The following is a 19,864-nucleotide window of genomic DNA, read 5'->3' on the forward strand; positions in this document are numbered from 1 at the left end:
TATTTTTCTATTTTTCTACTTAAGTACTTAACTTCTTATTAAACATAAATCAAGCAAAATGACTTTGATGAAGCTGAGGAACGCTTCTACAATACTAAAGTGCTTAACTTCTTATTAAACATAATTACTAAAAGGATTTTAATGAAAATTGAGAAAAAGCCCCTACAAATCAGAAGTTAAAATAGTTTTAATGGTTTTTATATAGAAAAAAAGCTACCACAAAATAATTGTGATAGCTTATAAGATAGTTCGTTATATACTATTAATCCCTATGAACAGTATCTAAATTACCAAATTTACTGAATTGTCCTAACCATGCAAGCTTTACTGTTCCTACAGGACCGTTTCTTTGCTTTGCTATTATACATTCACCTACATTTTTTTCTTCTGTTTCTTTGTTATAGTATTCATCTCTATATAAAAACATAACAACGTCAGCATCCTGCTCTATTGACCCAGATTCTCTTAAGTCAGATAACATAGGTCTATGGTCTGCTCTTTGCTCTGGAGCACGTGATAGCTGTGATAAGGCTATTACAGGGCATTCCATTTCTTTAGCTAATGCTTTTATACTTCTTGATATTTCAGAAACTTCTTGTTGTCTACTTTCACTTCCTGAACCCGACATAAGCTGAAGATAGTCTATCATTATTAGATCTATGCCGTGTTCTATTTTTATTCTTCTACACTTGCTTCTCATTTCCATTACTGTTACGCCGGCTGTATCATCAATATATATTTTAGCCTTTGATAATGGTCCTGAAGCCCTAGCTATGCTATCCCAATCTTTGTCTTCTAAGTTTCCCGTTCTAAGCGCAAGCATATCTACATTTGCCTCTGAACAAAGTAATTTGTATGCAAGCTGATCTTTAGACATTTCCAGCGAAAATATAACTACACTTTTTCCTTCTCTTAAAGCCGCATGCTCAGCTATATTTAGTGCAAACGTAGTTTTTCCCATTGATGGTCTTGCCGCAATCAGAACCATGTCACCTTTTTGGAATCCTGATGTTTTTGCATCTAAATCCATAAAGCCTGATCCTACTCCAGTTATATCACCTTTATTATTAAAAAGCTTCTCTATTTGTTGAAAACTTCTTTCCAAAACATCGCTTAAAGCTTCATAATCAGAAGTGCTTCTCTTCTCAGATATATCAAATATTCTTTTTTCCGCAGTATCTAATACTTTTTCTACATTACCTTGCTCATTATAACTAGACTCAATAATCTCAGTAGACGCCCTTATAAGCCTTCTTAGTAAAGACTTTTCTGAAACAATCTTTATGTATGAACTTAAATTTGCAGTTGTTGGAACTGATCCGCTGATCTCAGTAACATAAGTGGCTCCCCCTGCATTTTCAAGTTGACTAGTAGATTTTAAATATTCTAATAATGTTACTAAGTCTACAGCCATATCTTTTTGAAACATTTTTATTATTGCTTTAAATATTACTTTATGTGAATCTCTATAAAAATCTTCTTCTTTTAAACCTTCTGCAGCTTGAGCTATAGCTGTTTTATCTATAATCATTGACCCTATTACAGACTGCTCAGCTTCAATGCTTTGTGGCAAACTCTTCATTATGCTGTTTTCCATACTCTTCACCACCCTATATTAATGCCTATATAAAAAGATTATAGTAATTTTACACCCAAAAGTAAATTACCTTTGGATTAATTAACCTATATTTTCACATGCGATAAAAAATAGAGGCTATGCCTCTATTTTTTAGTATTAACCAAATATTATATTCATAACCTCTTCTACAGAGCTTACCGTTTTAACTGTAATATCTTTTAAACCATCAGGAATCTCTTTTTCATTATCTTTAGGTATGATAACAAGATTAATTCCTTTTCTTCTTGCGCCGTATATCTTTTCAAATATTCCTCCTACAGGCTTAACTTTACCTCTTAAAGATACTTCTCCTGTAATTGCAACATCTTGTCTTATTGGTTTTTCTTCTAAAGCACTTATTATACACATTGTAATAGCTACTCCAGCTGATGGACCATCTATATTTCCTCCACCAACTACATTTACATGTATATTATAATCTTTAATATCTTTGTTTGTGACTTTTCTTATAACAGATGCAGCATTAAATACTGAGTCCTTAGCCATAGATCCTGCTGTTTCATTGAACCTTATTGAACCTGTCCCTTTTTCCTTTGCAGGATATACTGTAGCTTCTATTTCTAGAGTTGAGCCTAAAAATCCTGAAACTCCAAGTCCATATACATGTCCAATTTCACTATCTGTATTTTTATCTAATCTCTCATAAGGAATAAATCTTCCTATAGCTAATACTTCTTCAACATCTTTTAATGTTATAGTGGATTGTTCTGGAATATCTTCTTTATTATTATAAAGTGAATATCCATAGGCATCTGCTAATATGTTTACTGCTTTTCTTCCTTCAATTGTATATCTACTTATTAATTCAGATACACCATCTTCTAGAATAACATTAAGTTTTTTAGCTGCATTTTTTATAATATCTTCTATATCACTTACTGCTAATGGTTCAAAATATACTTCTGTACATCTTGATCTTAATGCTGGGTTTATTTCTCCCGGATCTCTTGTTGTAGCACCTATTAATACAAAATCTGCTGGCGCTCCATTTTCAAAAAGATACTTTATATATTTAGGTGTATTTTCATCATCTGGATCATAATATGAAGATGAGAACTCCACTCTTTTATCTTCTAATACTTTTAATAATTTATTTTGAAGAATATCATCTAATTCTCCAATTTCATCAATAAATAATACTCCACCATGAGCTTCAGTTACTAGACCTGGCTTTGGTTCTGGAACTCCTATTTCTGCCAAATCTCTTTTGCTTCCTTGGTAAATAGGGTCGTGAACTGATCCTAATAACGGATTAGTTATTTCTCTTGGATCCCATCTTACGGTTGTTCCATCTACTTCAACGAATTTTGAGTCCTCATCAAAAGGTGTAAAATTCATCTTTTTTACGGCTTCAAGAGCTATTCTTGCAGCTGTGGTTTTACCTACCCCTGGAGGCCCATAAAGAATTATATGTTGAGGATATGGAGAAGCCATTTTGGATAATAGAGATTTAATAGCTCTCTCCTGTCCAACTATTTCATCAAAATCTGAAGGCCTTAATAAACTCATTATATTTTTGCTTGTTTTTCTAGCATCAAGGACTTCTAAATCTGCATATTTTTTAAGAGTTTTTGCATTTTCAGGACCTTTCTGTTTGCGTATTATTCCAAGTCTCATTTCATCTATATATTTATCTTGTCTTTCCATTAGTGCCTGTTCTACATCAGACTCTATTCTATTTTGAATATATTTTCTTGCTAGTTCTTCTGATACCCAGCCAAAAACTTCTTCCATAACTTCATGAATATTTTTGGAATCCGGAACTACTTTTATTCCTTTTCCATCTGATGCAATTTTATTTAATGCATAAACCCTTTCATATATAGAGTCAGATTTAACGTATTTTTGAAGCTTATATTTTACGGTTCTTGCTCTTATAGCTCCTTCATCTAATACATTCTTTAATATATCAAATAGTACATTAACTTGTGATTCTAAAGAAAGCTCGTTATTCATCAATTCTTGTAATACATTAGCTTCATTTTTTGTTCTCAATATATTATCCTCCTTATGCTTCAGGAACAATAACAACCTTCATTTTTGTTGTAACTTCTGGATAAAGCTTTAACTCTATTTCATAAGTTCCAGCTATCTTAATTGTATCCATAGATATTTTTTTCTTATCAATTTCAACTTTGTGTTGAACTTTAATAAGTGCTGCAACATCTTTACTAGTTATAGCTCCAAATAGTCTCCCTTGTTCCCCTGCTTTAGCCTTTACTGTTATTTCTTTATTCTTTAATTCACCTGCTAATTTCTGAGCAGCTTCAATTTCAGCTAGTTTTTTCTTTCTTTCATTTTCTTTTTGAGTATTTAAAATGTGTAAGTTATTGCCTGTAGCTTCTTGTGCTAATTTCCTAGGAAATAGAAAATTTCTAGCGTATCCATCTGACGCCTCAATAACCTCACCTTTCTTTCCAACTTTTTTAACATCTTGAAGTAATATTACTTTCATGTTATTCACCTTCCTTTAAGTAGTTTTTTATAGCTTTTTTCAATTTCTCTTTTGCTTGAGCTATTGTTAAGTCACTTAACTTAGCTCCTGCCATGGTCATATGACCACCACCACCTAAAGCTTCTAAAATAACCTGAACATTTATATCACCAAGTGATCTTGCACTAATATAAATTTCTCCTTCTATTTTAACAAATACAAAGGACGCTTGAATACCAGTAATATTTAGAAGATCATCCGCAGCTTGGGCTGCTAATACAATTTCTGTGGTTTCTGGTGGACAGGTGGCAATAGCCATATTATTTTCAACTTCTGCTGATTTAATAGTTTCTGCTTTTTTTATATAATTCTCTAAATCATCAGAAAAGAGTTTTTTAATGTGTATTGTGTCAGCTCCCAATCTTCTTAAGAATGAGGCAGCTTCAAAGGTTCTTACACCTGTTTTAAATATAAAGTTTTTAGTATCTATAAATATACCTGCAAGTAAAGCTTCTGCTTCTATAGTTTCTAGTTTAGGTTTATCCAGCATATATTGAACTACTTCTGTTACCAATTCTGATGTTGAAGAGGCATATATTTCTATAAAGTTTAGGAGCGCCCCCTCTATCATATCTGGACTTCTTCTATGGTGATCAATTATAACTAATTTTTGTGCTTTATTTACAGTTTCTATATCTTGAACATAATTACTGTTATGAACGTCAACTATTATAACTAAAGTTTCTTTATCAATTTTCTCTACGGCTTCTTGAGCTGAAATAAATAAGTCATCGTATTTACTATGACCCTTCACTTCCTCCATAAAGAATTCTATATTTCTGTTGTCATTTCCTAGTATTATCTTACATTCCTTACCTAGTTGCTTTATTGCTGATGATAACCCAAAAGCTGAACCAAAGCAATCCATATCCGGATTTTTATGTCCCATTATATATATTTTAGAACTTTCATATACTAAGTCTTTTAAAGCTCTTGCTACTACTCTTGCTCTAACTCTAGTTCTTTTTTCTAATTCTTTAGTGTTACCACCAAAAAATGATATTTTTTCTTTCCATTTTACTACCGCTTGGTCTCCGCCTCTTCCTAGGGCAAGCTCTTTTGCTGTTACTGCATAACTATGATTTTCTGCAGATGAATTTTCACCTATTCCAACCCCTATACTTAATGTAACATCTATTTTATTTCCCATATCTATATCTCTTATTGCATCAAGGATATCAAATTTTTTCTTTATCTGTTCCTCAATTAATTTATTTGATACAGATAATACATATTTATTTGATTCATACTTCCTTATCATTGCTCCTAGGTTGGACGCATAGTTATTTATGGTTCTCTCAACTTCTGCTACTAAAAGCGGTCCATTATCATCCTCCATAGATTTTACTACATCGCTTAAATTATCTACTTCTATAAGCATGATACTTTCTTTAGTTGCAGTGCTACTTTTTAGATATGTTACATCATTAAAATATATTATAAATGATTCTTTCTCATCTACAAATTCTATTTTCTGTGCATAAACATCATAAATCTTACCTTTAAGATTTATTCTATGAGGTATATTTGTATCTTGTTTAATTAGTTTATCTAAAGATACTCCTCTAATGATATTCAAAATATTATAATGTGGATTTTTATCCGAATTTAATTCTTTATGAAACTTTTTATTGTTCCATATTATGTCTCCATTATCTTTTATTATAGCTACTGGATATATGTTGGTTTGTATGTTTTTTTCTATAGAATTAGTTAAATACTTACTAACGTTATCTATTTTCGTAGAAAAACTCTTTTGTAATTGATTACTTTTATATATATTATAGAGGCCATCTACTACTATTAGTAATAAAGTTATAAATAAATATCCTATTTTCTCTGATATATAAAATACAGACGCCAATGTCAGTAATATGATCAGTATAATTAATTTATCATACTTTTTAATACTTTCTTTCATTAATTGCCTCCTTTATGGCTATTTTTGAGGCTACTCTATTGTTTTCTATAAATAATTTGCATTCATTTAAATAAATTTTTAGTACTCTATATTTATAAATTATACTCTATCTTTTAAATGGCTATGCAATTTATTTAATGAACTTCCATATTTATCTTCTTCATCGTCTAATATACCAATTCTTATTTTTTCTTTTGTATTTTCATCTATCTGTATATATGAATATCCGAGCTTTTCTCCTAGTAGATATAATATTATCATTGCTGAAGATATACATTCTAAAACTGCATCCTTAGCCACATTACTTCCCTTAGTTAATAATAAATAAAATTCCCCTATTATACACAATAATTGAGCTTTCATTTCTTCAATTAACTTTATGTCACCCATTATATTTAAATTATCTTTCTTCAAGGACCGCTCCCCCCTTTATTGTTCAATACCCTGTATATCTATTTTAGTTTTTTTTTGATACTATTTCAACTATACCTTTTTAAAATTCTCATAATAAAAAATAAAACCCCTTATACAGGGGTTTTTGTTTACTCTGTTGTAAATGGTAATAAAGCTATATTTCTAGCTCTCTTTACAGCATCAGTTAATTGTCTTTGATGTTTTGCGCATGTACCTGAAATTCTTCTTGGTAATATCTTACCTCTTTCAGTAACATACTTTCTTAGCTTATTTATATCTTTATAATCTATAGAGTCAGCTTTATCAACACAAAAAGCACAAACTTTTCTCTTTGGTCTTCTCATCTTGCCGCCTTTTCTTACTTCTCTGCTCATCATTTTCCCTCCTTACCTAAATTTTAGAATGGAATGTCTCCATCATCTACAGGAGTCATATCCTCTGCAAAGCTCATTCCACCACCGAATGTATCTTGTGGCGCATTATATTCAGAACCATTGTTGAAACCATTGTTTCTTCCATTTGAAGAAGAATTAGATTTGCTCAAGAAGCTTACTTCATTAGCAACAACTTCTGTAACATATCTCTTGGTTCCATCTTTAGCATCATAAGATCTAGTTTGTATTCTACCGCTAATAGCCATTAAGCTTCCTTTGCTCATGTAATTAGCCGTAGATTCCGCTTGTTTACCCCATATTGTTACTGAGATAAAGTCCGCTTCTCTTTGTCCAGTTGAAGAATTATACTTATCAACTGCTAGAGTTACAGTGGTTACTGCAGTACCATTTCCTGGAGTAAACTTTAACTCAGGATCTTTAGTAAGTCTGCCTATTAGAACTACTTTATTCATTCAAAACACCACCTTATTTCTCTTCTTTAACTATTATGTGTCTTATGATTCCGTCTGTTATTCTAAATACTCTGTCTAACTCGCTTGGTAATTCTGGGTTAGCACTGAAGTTGAATAATGTGTAGAATCCTTCGTTAACTTTTTTTATTTCATAAGCAAGTTTTCTCTTACCCCAGAAATCTACGTTGTCAACAGTTCCTCCACCATTTTCAATAACACCTTTAAACTTCTCGATTGTAGCTTTAACAGCCTCCTCTTCGAATGATGGGTGTATTACAAATATAGTTTCATATTTTCTCATTCTTTTCACCTCCCTCCGGACTATTGGCTATGCTAAACATAGCAGGGACTTACAATAAACTAGTATATCACTTTTATATATCTATTTCAAGCATTATTATGTAAATTATTTGCTTTTTTCCTCTTTAGTAGAATTTACGATTTTTTTTACCCCTTTTTGAAATTTATTTCTAGGTAGCATTACTAGCCTTCCACATCCAACACATTTTATTTTTATATCTGCTCCTAGCCTTATTATTTCCCATTCAGAGCTTCCACAAGGATGTTGTTTTTTCATTAATACTACATCCCCTAAATTAAATTCTTCCATTATTTATTCCCCCACTCTTTACTCGTTATCAGTACTTTTAATTGTTATCATTTCAGTTCTAGGATATGGTATTTCTATTGATCCTTCTTCTAATGCTTTTTTGATTTCCTTCTTCAAGGTTCTTTCTATTTCCCATTGTCCCATTGGCTTACTTGTTCCATTTACTCTTATTGTCATTGATGAACTATCTAATGAAACTATTCCTAATACCTTAGGCTCATCTATAACATTTTCATTTTCTTCAACGACTTTCTTACATGCATTATTTATTATATTTGATACTTTATCATAGTTTTCTTTATAAGGTACAACAACATCAACTTCTACCTTCATTGCTCCTCTAGAATGGTTTGTTACTTGCTGTATTGTTCCATTTGGTATTAAATGAATATCTCCACTAAATCCTTTTAGTACTGTTGTCCTAATACCAATTGTTTCAACTGTTCCAGAAAATGAACCTATGGTTACATAATCTCCTACAGCATATTGATCTTCAAATAATATAAAAAATCCGTTTATCAAGTCCTTAACTAAATTTTGAGCTCCAAACCCTAAAGCTACCCCTCCAATAGATGCTAAAGTTAATGAAATACCAGTAAATATATTTGCAACAATTGCAGCTACTCCAAAAAAGTAAACTGAATATCTTAATATACTTTTTAAAACTTCCCCAATAGTAGTAGCTTTCTTTTCATCTAATGTAAAACTTGCTCTACTCATCGCCTGTCTTTTCACAAACCTATTTATAATATAATTACCCACTTTAATAGCTATTGCCATTAATATTAGTATTATTATAATCTGAATAATTTTACCTATTATAATTTGAATTTTTTCTAGATCAATAGGGTATTTTCCTATATATACCTTCTCACTATCAAAATCTATCGAAAAAAAAGAGTTTAATATATACATTTAATCTTCCTCCAGTTATTTACTTGTGCTTATCTTTCATTAGTTTTACGCAAAACTTATTTCATGCTTTTTCATATTATATTATACAAAACATCCATTATTTTTTTAAGTTATATTTTAATATTATTGATTAAAATTTTTTTGTATAGTCTAAAATTTAATATTCTATCTTTTATACTTCACTTATCAATTAGACTTTATGTATTATGAAATATTTGGTATAATGTGTAGAACAAGCTTATTGCTTATAAGTACTTTATTAAAGGGGAGATGATCATGAAAAAATTTGAAGATAAAATTAGCAAATTAGCACTTTTTTTTATTCTTTACACATTGGGATTTATTATTTTCTTTAAAACCTTGCCATATACAGTTCCATTTGTGCTTGCTGCTTTATTTGCTTTGATTTTGCGTAAACCAACTAAGTATCTAATTAAAAGCTTTAAATTAAAGGATTCATTAGCTTCAATTATAACAACGCTTTTGTTTTTCTCTATACTTATTATAACAATAACTATACTAATAGGATCATTATCTTCTCAAATTGTAAATTTAACAAAAAATGTTCAGGAATACTTATCCAAAAATCCTGCTGATATTGCGACTAAGTTTACTGAAATTCAGGATTACTTTTATAATCTAGATATAGACCCAGTTATAATTAGCTCTATTCAAGATGCTACATCAGGGTCTATAAGTAAAATTGTAAATATTAGTGTTTCAGTTGGATCATCAGTTGTTACTTTTGTTTTATCAGTTGCTTCTTATATTCCTTACATGCTTATGATAATAATTTTTACACTTTTAACAACATACTTCTTTACAAAAAAATTTGCAACCTCTGACTCAAGAGATTTGATGTCTTCATTACCTTTAGAGAACAATTCTTTTTTTGTTATTTTTGCCAAGGTAAGACATAAACTTATTACTTATGGAATTTCATATATGTTATTAATTTTGATGTCTTTTGTAATCACTCTTATTGGCTTTACTATCTTTAGAGTTAAATATGCACTTATCCTTAGTATGTTATGTGCATTGTTAGATCTGTTACCTGTGTTGGGAATGCCTATGATTTATATACCATTAATTATTTATAATCTGTTTATTGGAAATCATTTGGTTGGCGTAGGTTTATTGATTTGGTATGTCATTGTATTTATCACAAGACAAATTATTGAACCTAAGGTTATGTCAACTTCATTAGGATTAAATCCTGTTGCAGTATTAGCTGCCATATTTATTGGATTAAAAGCTAATGGTGTTTCAGGTATGTTCTTTTGTATGTTTATGGTAGTGTTTTATGCTATATTTAAAGAAGAAGGTATTCTTTAAGTATAGAAACCTCCTTAAATGGAAATAATTCCATTTAAAGGAGGTTTTTTTATGTCTAAATTAATTTGCGATGCTACGTCTTCAAAAACTATATTTGAAATAAGAGATTATCTATTTGAAAATTTAAAACCTATAATAAGTGATAATAGAACTATTGTTTTTATATGCATTGGCACTGATAGATCCACTGGAGATTCTCTTGGTCCTTTAGTCGGTTATAAACTCAAATGTTTAATCAGAAAAAATATTATACTTTATGGAGATTTAGAGAATCCTGTACATGCAAAAAATCTTCACCAAACACTTAATGAAATTAATTCTTTATATGATGATCCATATATCATTGCCATTGATGCTTGTTTAGGTAATCTTCAGAATGTAGGTAAGGTTATATTGGACCAAAAACCGTTGTTTCCTGGCCTAGCTGTTAATAAAGACCTACCGGCTGTAGGAGATTTAAGTATAACTGGTATTGTTAATATTTCTGGAAATTTTGAATTTATGGTTCTTCAAAATACTAGACTTTTCACAGTTATGACTTTAGCTGACACTATATCTAAAGGTATTTATCATTTTGCTATTAAAGCTATTGGTGGTAGAAATAACTCCATCGTTAAAGTTTTAGAAAATTTATAGAATATATTTAATACAATTCATTTCCATAGTAGTTTGTTAATATATTCTCTATATCTTTTATATTCCTACTTACAGAATCTATTATTATTATATTTGAATTTCTCATTCTATTATTGATATTACTTAAGTTTGTTTCTTTTAGATTGGTTAATATTACATCACTTTTGTAAGGATCCTTTACTAATTTATATCCTTTACTTATAAAATCTTTTCTTAGATACTCTAGTTCATCACTTATGTATATATTCATGTAAAAAACCTCCCTTAAAGCTAGTATTTCTTTAAGGGAGGTTTTTATACTTTTGTATTAAACAGTTCCAATTGCTTTATTTAAAACACTCATCTCTTCTTCTGATAAATCATATCTTGATATTCCTTTATCTATTGGTTTTGCATAAGTAGTGCTTTCATTTCTTCCATATATTCCTGTAAGTATCACACCATCATTGTTTTCATCTAAAAGTGCTACAGAGAAACTCAAATCGCTTCCAACATCTTCAAACGCCTTATATCTTATAACAGAAACCTTTTGAATTGACTTTTTCATTTTTTCTTCAACTTTATTGCATAGATCAAATGCCTCTTGAGACTTTTCATTTGCTTTATCTACTTTGTCTAGATATCCCATTATTAGCTCTTCAATATTTTTACTATTTGCTCCACGCATTAATTTTCTATACCTATTTTCAACCTTATTAAGAGATCTAAATAATATCATTATTAGAATGAATAAGAATACTATTACTACTCCCATACCTATAAATATATATGCTCCGTAAGAATTTATAATACTAAGTATATTTTCCATCATTTTCTCCTTTTCATTATGTTTCACGTGAAACTGTCTATTGCATATTAATTATATCTAATATTCTTTGTAAATCTTCTTCAGAATAATACTCTATTTCTATTTTACCTTTATTCTTCTTTTTTTCAATATTGACCTTAGTTCCAAAGTAGTTTTCTAATTTTTCTCTAATATCCTTGTAGTAAATAGATAAATCTTTAATCTTTTCCTCTAATTTTTTTTCATTTTTAATATCCGTAATATTTCTAACTATTTTTTCTAGTTCACGTACAGATATTTTATCATCTATAACTTTTTGTGCAAGTTCATATTGAATATCCTTTTCTTTAATTCCTAATAAAGTTCTTCCATGACCTTCACTAATAACGCCATCTATTATATAATCTTGAACTCTATCATCTAAATTAAGTAATCTCATAGTATTAGTTATAGATGTTCTGGATTTGGATAGAGTTTCACTCAAAGATTCCTGAGTTAAATTAAAATCCTCAAGTAATTTTTTAAAAGCTTTTCCTTCTTCTATAGGATTTAAATCCTCTCTTTGGATATTTTCTATTAAAGAAAGTTCTAGCAACTCTCTATCTGTGATATCCATTATAATTGCTGGAACCTCTTTTAAACCTGCCAATTTTGCGGCTCTCCATCTTCTTTCTCCTGCAATTATTACATAAAAATCATCTTTCTTTTTTAAAATTAAAGGTTGAATAATGCCATGATTTTTAATTGATTGTGATAACTCCAATATTTTTTCATTATCAAAACTTTTTCTTGGCTGCTCTCTATTAGCTTTAATATCATTTAGTGATATTAAAGTTTGACTGCTTTTTTCCACTGCTATTTCTTCATAATCATTAGGGATTAAAGCATTTAACCCTTTCCCTAGTCCAAATTTTTTACTCATATCCTACCCCTTATTGCCTACTTAAAAATTCTTTTGTCAAATTTGCATATGATTCTGCACCTTTACATTTATCATCATATAACATTATAGGTAGTCCAAAACTTGGAGCCTCAGCTAACCTAATATTTCTAGGAATTGTTGTTTTATATACCTTATCTCCGAAATATTTATCAACTTCCTTAAGCACTTCATTACTCAAATTTGTTCTGCTGTCATACATAGTCATAACAACACCCTCGATATCTATATTCTTATTTAAGGACTTTTTTACTAAACCAATTGTATTTATAAGTTGACCAACGCCTTCCAAAGCATAAAATTCACATTGAATTGGTATAAAAACAGAATTTGAACTGGTTAATGCATTAATAGTTAGTATCCCTAACGAAGGCGGGCAATCAATAAATACAAAATCGAATTTTCCATCTAACTTCTTAATTTGATTTAATAAAATTTTTTCTCTCTGAGTATTATTTATTATCTCAACTTCTGCTCCAGCTAATTCCATTGTTGCAGGTGCTATGTATAGATTTTCTACCAAACTTGACTGCTGTATAATTTCTTCTAAGGGTACATCTGAAGTTATAACGTCATATATGGATTTTTCTAATATCCTCTTATCTATGCCAACTCCAGAAGTAGTGTTTCCCTGAGGATCCATATCTATTGCTAAAACCTTGTACCCTTCCATTGCTAAATATGAACATAAATTTATATTAGTAGTAGTTTTACCAACTCCGCCTTTTTGATTAAAAACACATATAACTTTCATAGTTCCCCCTCTTTTATCCCTTAATTTTATTATGTACAATAACATTATATATTTTAAATACATATATTAAAAGCATTTATCTAATTTATAATTCAAATTTAATAAAAATGTTTCACGTGAAACACTTTATTCTTTTATAACAAAAAAATCCACCTACTAATAGATGGATTTCTAGATTTATTTCTTTGGTATATTTACGGTAATCTGAATATACTCGCCACAGTCTTTAGATTTGTATTGAGCTGGAATCTTGAACTTATCAAATACTTGTTTTATTGAATTAACATATATCTTAGGAGAAAATATTCCTGTTATTCTTTTTGTACCTTTTGAGCTTAGCTCATCCCCAGCTAATTTTAATAGTTCTTTATTTATAAGTTCTTCAGTTTTCTTAACATTTAAACCTTGTTCTATAATTTTCTTTACAACTTTTAATTGCATTTCTTCATTTGGTAAAGATAATAAAGCCCTAGCATGTCTTTCTGTCAAACTATTTTCTAAGCATAACTCTCTAATTTTAGAGTCAAGTTTTAGTAACCTCAGTTTATTTGCAATTGTAGATTGCTTTTTTCCCATTCTATTAGCTAATTCATCTTGAGTAAAATTATGTTCATTTATTAGGTTATAATATGCTTCCGCTTCTTCAATAAAGTTTAAGTCCTCTCTTTGTAGATTTTCCAATAAAGCAATCTCAGCCGATTCTGTATCAGTTATATCAATTATATTACAAGGAACAGTTTGAATATTTGCTAATTTTGCTGCACGCCATCTTCTTTCACCTGCAACTAATTCATAGCTAACTCCCCTTTTTCTAACAGTTAAAGGTTGTATAATTCCATATTGTTTTATAGATTGAGATAATTCTACTAAAGTTTCTTCATCGAAGAATTTCCTAGGTTGATAAGTATTTGGTATAATACTTTCTATATTTACATACAAGACTTCATTTTGCATAGACCTCTACCATCCCTTACTATTGGTTTAACATTATTTCCCATTATTTAACATTTTCTACAAAGACATTAATTTATCCTTCTTTTATATTTAAAAATCGTTAGACAAAATAATCTAAGAATTTACACAATCGGTTTTTTATTTATAGTTCCAGCCTTCCTTGGATAAATATTTGAGGTTGATTTAATCTTTTTCACTAAAACTAAATTGTGTTTTAAATCAGTATCCTCAACTTCAACTTCTACCACATCTATTAATTTTGCACCAAGTACCTTTAATGCATTTCGAGACCCTTCTAACTCACCTTCAATAGATGGACCTTTAAGTGCAATGAAATGTCCATTGTTTTTGACATAAGGAATACATAACTCTGATAACATACTCATGTTCGCAACTGCTCTAGATGTTGCTATATCAAATTTTTCTCTTAATTCACTGTTCCTAGCACCATCTTCTGCTCTAGAGTGAATAGTTGTAACGTTATTAAGATTTAATTTATTAACTACAACATTAAGGAAATTAACTCTTTTATTTAGTGAATCTAGAAGAGTTATTTCCACATCTTCATTCATTATAGCTAATGGAATACCAGGAAATCCTGCTCCTGTTCCAACATCAATTATAGATTTAGCATTTTTAAATTCATCAACTTTAAAAGCTTTTATACAATCTATAAAATGTTTTTTTATTATGTCTTCATCTTCAATAATAGTTGTAAGATTTATTTGTTTATTCCATTCTTGTATAAGATCTTTATACATTATAAATTTATTGTATTTCTCTTCTGTTAATTCTAAACCTACATCTTTACAAGCTCTACTCATTAAATCAAAGAATTCCATATAACTCTCCTTTAAGAATTTTTTTGTCTACTATATTGTTCCATATAAATTAATAAAACAGAAATATCAGCTGGAGATACACCAGAAATTCTTGATGCCTGCCCTATATTAATTGGTCTAATCTTCGCAAGCTTTTGAATAGCTTCTTTTCTTAATCCTCTAATATCGTTAAAATCTAATTCCTGCGGTATTAATCTCTTTTCTATTTTTTTAAACTGTTCTACCTGTTCTAGTTGCTTATCTATATAACCTTCATATTTTGCAATTATATTTACTTGTTCTCCAATATTATAAGGTAAACCTACTCTCTCTTCATCCAATCGGCTTACAGAAAAATAATCTAATTCTGGCCTTTTAATAAGCTCATACATGGAAATAGGTTTCTTTAACTCTGAAGAGTCTAAAGATAACAATATTTCGTTATTCTCTCTTTTATTAGTTACTTGAAGCTTCTTCATTCTATCAATTTCTTGTTCTATATTATTTTTTCTATTCAAATATCTTTTATATCGCTCTTCTGTTACTAATCCAACTTTATATCCAAATTCAGTTAATCTTAAATCCGCGTTGTCCTGCCTTAATAATAACCTGTACTCTGAACGAGATGTCATCATTCTATATGGTTCAGATGTTCCCTTAGTAACAAGATCATCTATTAAAACACCAATATAAGCATCAGATCTAGTTAAAATCAAAGGCTCTTCATTTTTTACGTTTAAAGCTGCATTTATTCCAGCAATTATACCTTGCGCTGCCGCCTCTTCATAACCCGAACTTCCATTAAGTTGACCTGCACCAAATAATCCTTTTATATTTTTGAATTCCAAAGAAGGTTTTAATTGAGTTGGATCAATGCAATCATACTCTATTGCATAGGCAGTTCTCATTATTTCAACATTCTCCAAACCCTTTATAGTTCTTAACATTTCTATTTGAACATCCTCAGGCAATGATGAGCTCATTCCACCAACATACATTTCTTCAGTATCATTACCCTCAGGCTCTATAAAAATTTGATGTTGCAATTTATCCGGGAATCTCATTACTTTATCTTCAATAGATGGGCAGTATCTAGGACCTATTCCTTCGATTGACCCATTATAAATTGGAGATCTATTTATATTTTTTCTTATAACCTCATGAGTATTTTCATTAGTATAAGCTAACCAACAAGATACCTGCTCTTTATCAATATTATCATGCATAAATGAGAATGGGACTATTTTTTCATCACCTTTTTGCTCGGACATATTGCTGAAATCCACACTACGTTTATTTATTCTTGCAGGAGTACCTGTTTTGAACCTTCTTAACGATATATCTAAATCTAATAATGACTGAGATAAATCATTTGCAGGAAATAATCCATTAGGACCACTACTATACGCAGTTTCCCCAATTATAACTTTTCCTTTAAGATATGTACCTGTTGCCAATACAACTGATGCAGCTTTAAAGACTGCTCCATTTTTAGTAACTACTCCAGTAACCTTTCCATCTTCCACTTCAAGTTCTGTTACTTCAAGTTGACGCAAAAAAAGATTTTCTTGATTCTCAATTATATTTTTCATTCTCTCTTGGTACCTTTTTTTATCAGCTTGAGCTCTTAAAGAGTGTACTGCAGGTCCTTTTGAGGTATTTAACATTCTCGATTGAATAAAAGTATAATCTATATTAACGCCCATTTCTCCCCCTAAGGCATCAACTTCTTTTACTAAATGTCCTTTTGCTGTTCCACCAATATTGGGATTGCAAGGCATAAATGCTACAGAATCTAAATTCATTGTGCACAATAAAGTCTTGCATCCCATTCTCGCTGAAGCAAGAGCAGCTTCACTACCTGCATGACCTGCTCCAACTATTATAACATCAAATATTCCGCCTAAATACTTCATATTTTTTCCTACTTTCCTACACAGAATTCTGAGAAGATCTTATTCACTAAATCTTCTTCAATCTCTGAACCAGTAATCTCACCAAGAGCCTTTAATCCAGAGGTTACATATATAGATATTAAATCCAAAAACTCATTTTTCCTTACACTCATTAAAGCTAATTCACAATTTTCTTTTGCTCTATATAGAGCTTCTTTATGCCTTGTATTGGATATAATAATACTTTCACTTTGTAATTTTCCACCAAAAAATAACTCTTTAATCTTATTTTTAAAAGATTCTATGCCTTCATCATTTCTAATAGAGACTTCCAAGATATTTTCTAAATCTATAAGACTATCTCTATTTATCTTATAATCTAAATCCACCTTATTTAAAAGTACTATATGTTTTTTATCTTTAATATAGTTAACTATCTCTCTATCTTGTTCTTCAAAATCCCTACTAATATCCAGCATTAATACCACTAAATCTGCCTCATCTATTTTTTCTTTAGATTTTTCAACACCTATTTTCTCTACAATGTCTTCTGTTTCTCTAATACCAGCGGTATCAACAATTTTAACTGGAATTCCATCTAAATTTATATATTCTTCTATTACATCTCGAGTTGTTCCAGGAATATCAGTTACTATAGCCCTTTTTTCTTGAAGTAAATAGTTAAGCAAAGAAGATTTTCCAACATTAGGTTTTCCTATTATAACCATGTTTAAACCTTCCCTTAATATTTTACCTTCCTCAGCATTTACAATTAGTTTATTAATTTTGTCTATAGACTCTACCAAATTTTCTTCTACTCTTATTGGAATAGTCTCATCTGGTTCTTCTTCATCTTCCGTAAAATCAACATCATACTCTATTAACGCCAAAGCATTAAGAAGATGTTCTTTTAATTTATTTATTTCCTGGGAAAGTAATCCCTGACTTTGAGCTAAAGCAGATTTCATAGACAAGTCTGTTTTTGCTCTTATTATATCAATAACAGCCTCTGCTTGACTTAAGTCTATTCTTCCATTTAAAAATGCCCTTTTAGTAAACTCACCTGGTTCTGCAAGTCTAGCACCAAATCTTATAACCGAATCTAAAACTTTATTTGTTGAAACAACTCCACCATGACAATTTATCTCAACTATATCTTCTGAAGTAAAACTCTTAGGACCTTTCATAAAGCTTACTATTACTTCATCTATAATATCTCCATCATTTACTATATATCCGTATCTCATAGTATAAGATTTCATATCTAAAATACTTTTATTATTTTTAGCCTTGAATATTTTATCAACAATATCCAATGAATTACTTCCAGAAATTCTTATTATAGATATGCCCCCTTCTCCAACTGGAGTAGCAATGGCAGCTATAGTATCAAACTCTTTCATTATTAACTAGGCCTCCTTAAAAAATTTATACCTAATATATCCCTACTACAAAATATTTTACATAATAGATTTATCTTAGTCAAAATTTATTGAATATATAAAAGAAAGCCCAAACAGGCTTTCTAATCTCTTTTAAAATCAATAACTATTTTTCTGAAAGGCTCTTCTCCCTCACTGTAAGTGTATACGGATTTATCATTTTGTAATGCCGCATGTATTATCCTTCTTTCGTAAGGATTCATAGGTTCTAATTTAATAGCCTTTTTAAATTTTCGTACTTTAAATGCAGTTTTTCCAGCTAATCGTTTAAGAGTTTCTTCTCTCTTAGCTCTATAGTTTTCAGTATCTAGTACTACCCTTTTATAAGGATTTTCATGCCCTTTATTAACTACAAGAGAAATAAGATATTGCAAAGAATCTAAGGTTTCCCCCCTATAACCAATAATTAATCCCATATTAGGACCAATTAGATTAATATTTAGAGTATCATCTTCTTCCTTCATTCTTATTTCAGCCTTAATTTCCATAGAATTTAAAACATTTCTCAAAAAACTTTTTGCTTCAACTATATAATCTCTTTTAACTTTAACTTTTATTCTGGCAGGTTTTGCACCAAAAATGTTTAAGAATCCTTTATTTCCTTCATCTAGGATTTCAATTTCAACTTTATCTTTAGTAACATTCAGTTCCTTTAAGGCAGAATCTACTGCCTCATCTACAGTTCTTCCATTAACTTCTATTAACTTCATATTAAATTCACCTACCCTGCAGTTATATAAAATAAATATCTATGAAATTTGAGCTTGCTTTGCTTTTCTTTTCTTAGGTAAAGTAACTATAACATATGTTTGGATTATTTGTATTACGCTACCCATTATCCAATATAAAACTAGTAATGATCTAAAATTAATCGCTGATACTCCTATCATAACAGACATAGCTATATTCATAGAACCCATATTTGGAGTTCCTGGCGCCTGAGCTGCAGATGCAGAATTTGCTTTTGTAGAATACACCGTTGATAAGTATGTTAAAGCCGCTGCTAAAACTGGTAATATAAAAGACGGATCTTTTTTAGATAAATCTGCTATCCATAAAAATGACTGTCCTTCTACTGCAGTAATTTTCATAAATGCACCGTATAAAGCAAATAATATCGGCATCTGAATTATCATTGGAAGACATCCACCCGTCATACTAACATTATTTTCTTTATACAACTTTACTGTTTCTTGTTGTAATTTTTCAGGATTATTTTTATACTTAGTTTGTATCTTTTTTAATTCAGGTTGAATCTCTTGCATCTTAGCTGTTGACTTCATAGACTTTATATTTAGTGGTAATATCAACAATCTTATTATTAATGTAAGAAGTAATACTGATAAAACATAAGATACACCTATATCTGTTATTCCTATATTTGAAATAAAACCTTGTAACTTTTCTACAACCGTATATAAAAATTCAGCTATACCATTAAACAAAATAAATACCTCCTA

General features: G+C 29.8%; 22 protein-coding genes. 2 read left to right on the forward strand and 20 right to left on the reverse strand.

The annotated features are described in order from the left end of the window. Positions 1–262 precede the first annotated feature (262 nt). The 10 genes from P8F83_RS18520 to P8F83_RS18565 form a co-directional block, all read right to left on the reverse strand. Complete coding sequence (locus P8F83_RS18520; RefSeq protein ID WP_073021249.1) at positions 263–1,597, reverse strand: replicative DNA helicase; 1,335 nt, start codon at positions 1,595–1,597, stop codon at positions 263–265. Positions 1,598–1,735: 138 nt separating this feature from the next. Beyond that, the gene (gene lonC, locus P8F83_RS18525) at positions 1,736–3,595 is read right to left on the reverse strand and encodes a Lon family ATP-dependent protease (protein WP_420022625.1); all 1,860 of its coding nucleotides are present in this window, start codon (positions 3,593–3,595) and stop codon (positions 1,736–1,738) included. A gap of 52 nt (positions 3,596–3,647) precedes the next feature. Then, on the reverse strand, positions 3,648–4,094 hold the full coding sequence (gene rplI, locus P8F83_RS18530) for a 50S ribosomal protein L9 (RefSeq protein WP_021804019.1): 447 nt from the start codon (positions 4,092–4,094) through the stop codon (positions 3,648–3,650). Between the two features lies 1 nt (position 4,095). Then, positions 4,096–6,054, reverse strand: coding sequence for a DHH family phosphoesterase (locus P8F83_RS18535; protein ID WP_326512223.1), 1,959 nt, complete (start codon positions 6,052–6,054; stop codon positions 4,096–4,098). 99 nt (positions 6,055–6,153) lie between these two features. Then, entirely contained in the window at positions 6,154–6,468 is a 315-nt protein-coding gene (locus tag P8F83_RS18540) for a MazG-like family protein (protein WP_021804017.1), read from the reverse strand. Between the two features lie 128 nt (positions 6,469–6,596). Further along, complete coding sequence (gene rpsR / locus P8F83_RS18545; RefSeq protein WP_021804016.1) at positions 6,597–6,842, reverse strand: 30S ribosomal protein S18; 246 nt, start codon at positions 6,840–6,842, stop codon at positions 6,597–6,599. Positions 6,843–6,865: 23 nt separating this feature from the next. Next, positions 6,866–7,315 (reverse strand): single-stranded DNA-binding protein, encoded by a 450-nt coding sequence (locus tag P8F83_RS18550; RefSeq protein ID WP_326512224.1) that lies wholly within the window; start codon positions 7,313–7,315, stop codon positions 6,866–6,868. Positions 7,316–7,328: 13 nt separating this feature from the next. Then, on the reverse strand, positions 7,329–7,616 hold the full coding sequence (rpsF, locus tag P8F83_RS18555; protein WP_073021255.1) for a 30S ribosomal protein S6: 288 nt from the start codon (positions 7,614–7,616) through the stop codon (positions 7,329–7,331). A 105-nt stretch (positions 7,617–7,721) separates the two neighbouring features. Further along, the gene (locus P8F83_RS18560) at positions 7,722–7,928 is read right to left on the reverse strand and encodes a DUF951 domain-containing protein (protein WP_073021257.1); all 207 of its coding nucleotides are present in this window, start codon (positions 7,926–7,928) and stop codon (positions 7,722–7,724) included. Positions 7,929–7,943: 15 nt separating this feature from the next. Continuing rightward, positions 7,944–8,840, reverse strand: a complete 897-nt coding sequence (locus P8F83_RS18565; protein ID WP_326512225.1) for a mechanosensitive ion channel family protein — start codon at positions 8,838–8,840, stop codon at positions 7,944–7,946. Positions 8,841–9,116: 276 nt separating this feature from the next. Here P8F83_RS18565 and ytvI point away from each other — a divergent pair, with 276 nt between their 5' ends. Further along, positions 9,117–10,175 carry a sporulation integral membrane protein YtvI gene (gene ytvI / locus P8F83_RS18570; RefSeq protein ID WP_073021261.1) on the forward strand — a complete coding sequence of 353 codons (1,059 nt, stop codon included), beginning with the start codon at positions 9,117–9,119 and terminating at the stop codon, positions 10,173–10,175. A gap of 51 nt (positions 10,176–10,226) precedes the next feature. After that, positions 10,227–10,811, forward strand: a complete 585-nt coding sequence (gene yyaC, locus P8F83_RS18575; RefSeq protein ID WP_315114646.1) for a spore protease YyaC — start codon at positions 10,227–10,229, stop codon at positions 10,809–10,811. Between the two features lie 7 nt (positions 10,812–10,818). On the opposite strand, the gene P8F83_RS18580 is transcribed toward yyaC, so the two are convergent. The 10 genes from P8F83_RS18580 to yidC form a co-directional block, all read right to left on the reverse strand. Further along, positions 10,819–11,061, reverse strand: a complete 243-nt coding sequence (locus P8F83_RS18580) for a hypothetical protein (RefSeq protein ID WP_315114644.1) — start codon at positions 11,059–11,061, stop codon at positions 10,819–10,821. Between the two features lie 57 nt (positions 11,062–11,118). After that, complete coding sequence (locus P8F83_RS18585; RefSeq protein ID WP_073021271.1) at positions 11,119–11,619, reverse strand: DUF4446 family protein; 501 nt, start codon at positions 11,617–11,619, stop codon at positions 11,119–11,121. A gap of 37 nt (positions 11,620–11,656) precedes the next feature. Then, positions 11,657–12,520, reverse strand: a complete 864-nt coding sequence (locus P8F83_RS18590; protein WP_326512226.1) for a ParB/RepB/Spo0J family partition protein — start codon at positions 12,518–12,520, stop codon at positions 11,657–11,659. Between the two features lie 10 nt (positions 12,521–12,530). Further along, positions 12,531–13,292 (reverse strand): ParA family protein, encoded by a 762-nt coding sequence (locus P8F83_RS18595; RefSeq protein ID WP_073021276.1) that lies wholly within the window; start codon positions 13,290–13,292, stop codon positions 12,531–12,533. Between the two features lie 177 nt (positions 13,293–13,469). Beyond that, positions 13,470–14,246: a nucleoid occlusion protein gene (gene noc / locus P8F83_RS18600; protein ID WP_073021279.1), complete on the reverse strand. Its 777-nt coding sequence runs from the start codon at positions 14,244–14,246 to the stop codon at positions 13,470–13,472. A 122-nt stretch (positions 14,247–14,368) separates the two neighbouring features. Continuing rightward, a complete protein-coding gene (gene rsmG, locus P8F83_RS18605; protein ID WP_326512227.1) occupies positions 14,369–15,088 on the reverse strand; it encodes a 16S rRNA (guanine(527)-N(7))-methyltransferase RsmG in 720 nt (239 codons plus the stop codon). Positions 15,089–15,099: 11 nt separating this feature from the next. Continuing rightward, positions 15,100–16,983: a tRNA uridine-5-carboxymethylaminomethyl(34) synthesis enzyme MnmG gene (gene mnmG, locus P8F83_RS18610; RefSeq protein WP_326512228.1), complete on the reverse strand. Its 1,884-nt coding sequence runs from the start codon at positions 16,981–16,983 to the stop codon at positions 15,100–15,102. Positions 16,984–16,991: 8 nt separating this feature from the next. Next, positions 16,992–18,365 carry a tRNA uridine-5-carboxymethylaminomethyl(34) synthesis GTPase MnmE gene (mnmE, locus tag P8F83_RS18615; RefSeq protein ID WP_286906108.1) on the reverse strand — a complete coding sequence of 458 codons (1,374 nt, stop codon included), beginning with the start codon at positions 18,363–18,365 and terminating at the stop codon, positions 16,992–16,994. Positions 18,366–18,487: 122 nt separating this feature from the next. After that, positions 18,488–19,114, reverse strand: coding sequence for an RNA-binding cell elongation regulator Jag/EloR (jag, locus tag P8F83_RS18620; protein WP_021804001.1), 627 nt, complete (start codon positions 19,112–19,114; stop codon positions 18,488–18,490). A gap of 39 nt (positions 19,115–19,153) precedes the next feature. Next, positions 19,154–19,849, reverse strand: coding sequence for a membrane protein insertase YidC (gene yidC / locus P8F83_RS18625; RefSeq protein WP_242950183.1), 696 nt, complete (start codon positions 19,847–19,849; stop codon positions 19,154–19,156). Between the last annotated feature and the right edge of the window lie 15 nt (positions 19,850–19,864).

Origin of the sequence: Clostridium intestinale, assembly GCF_035905475.1 — a bacterium.
Lineage (GTDB): Bacteria > Bacillota > Clostridia > Clostridiales > Clostridiaceae > Clostridium_T > Clostridium_T intestinale.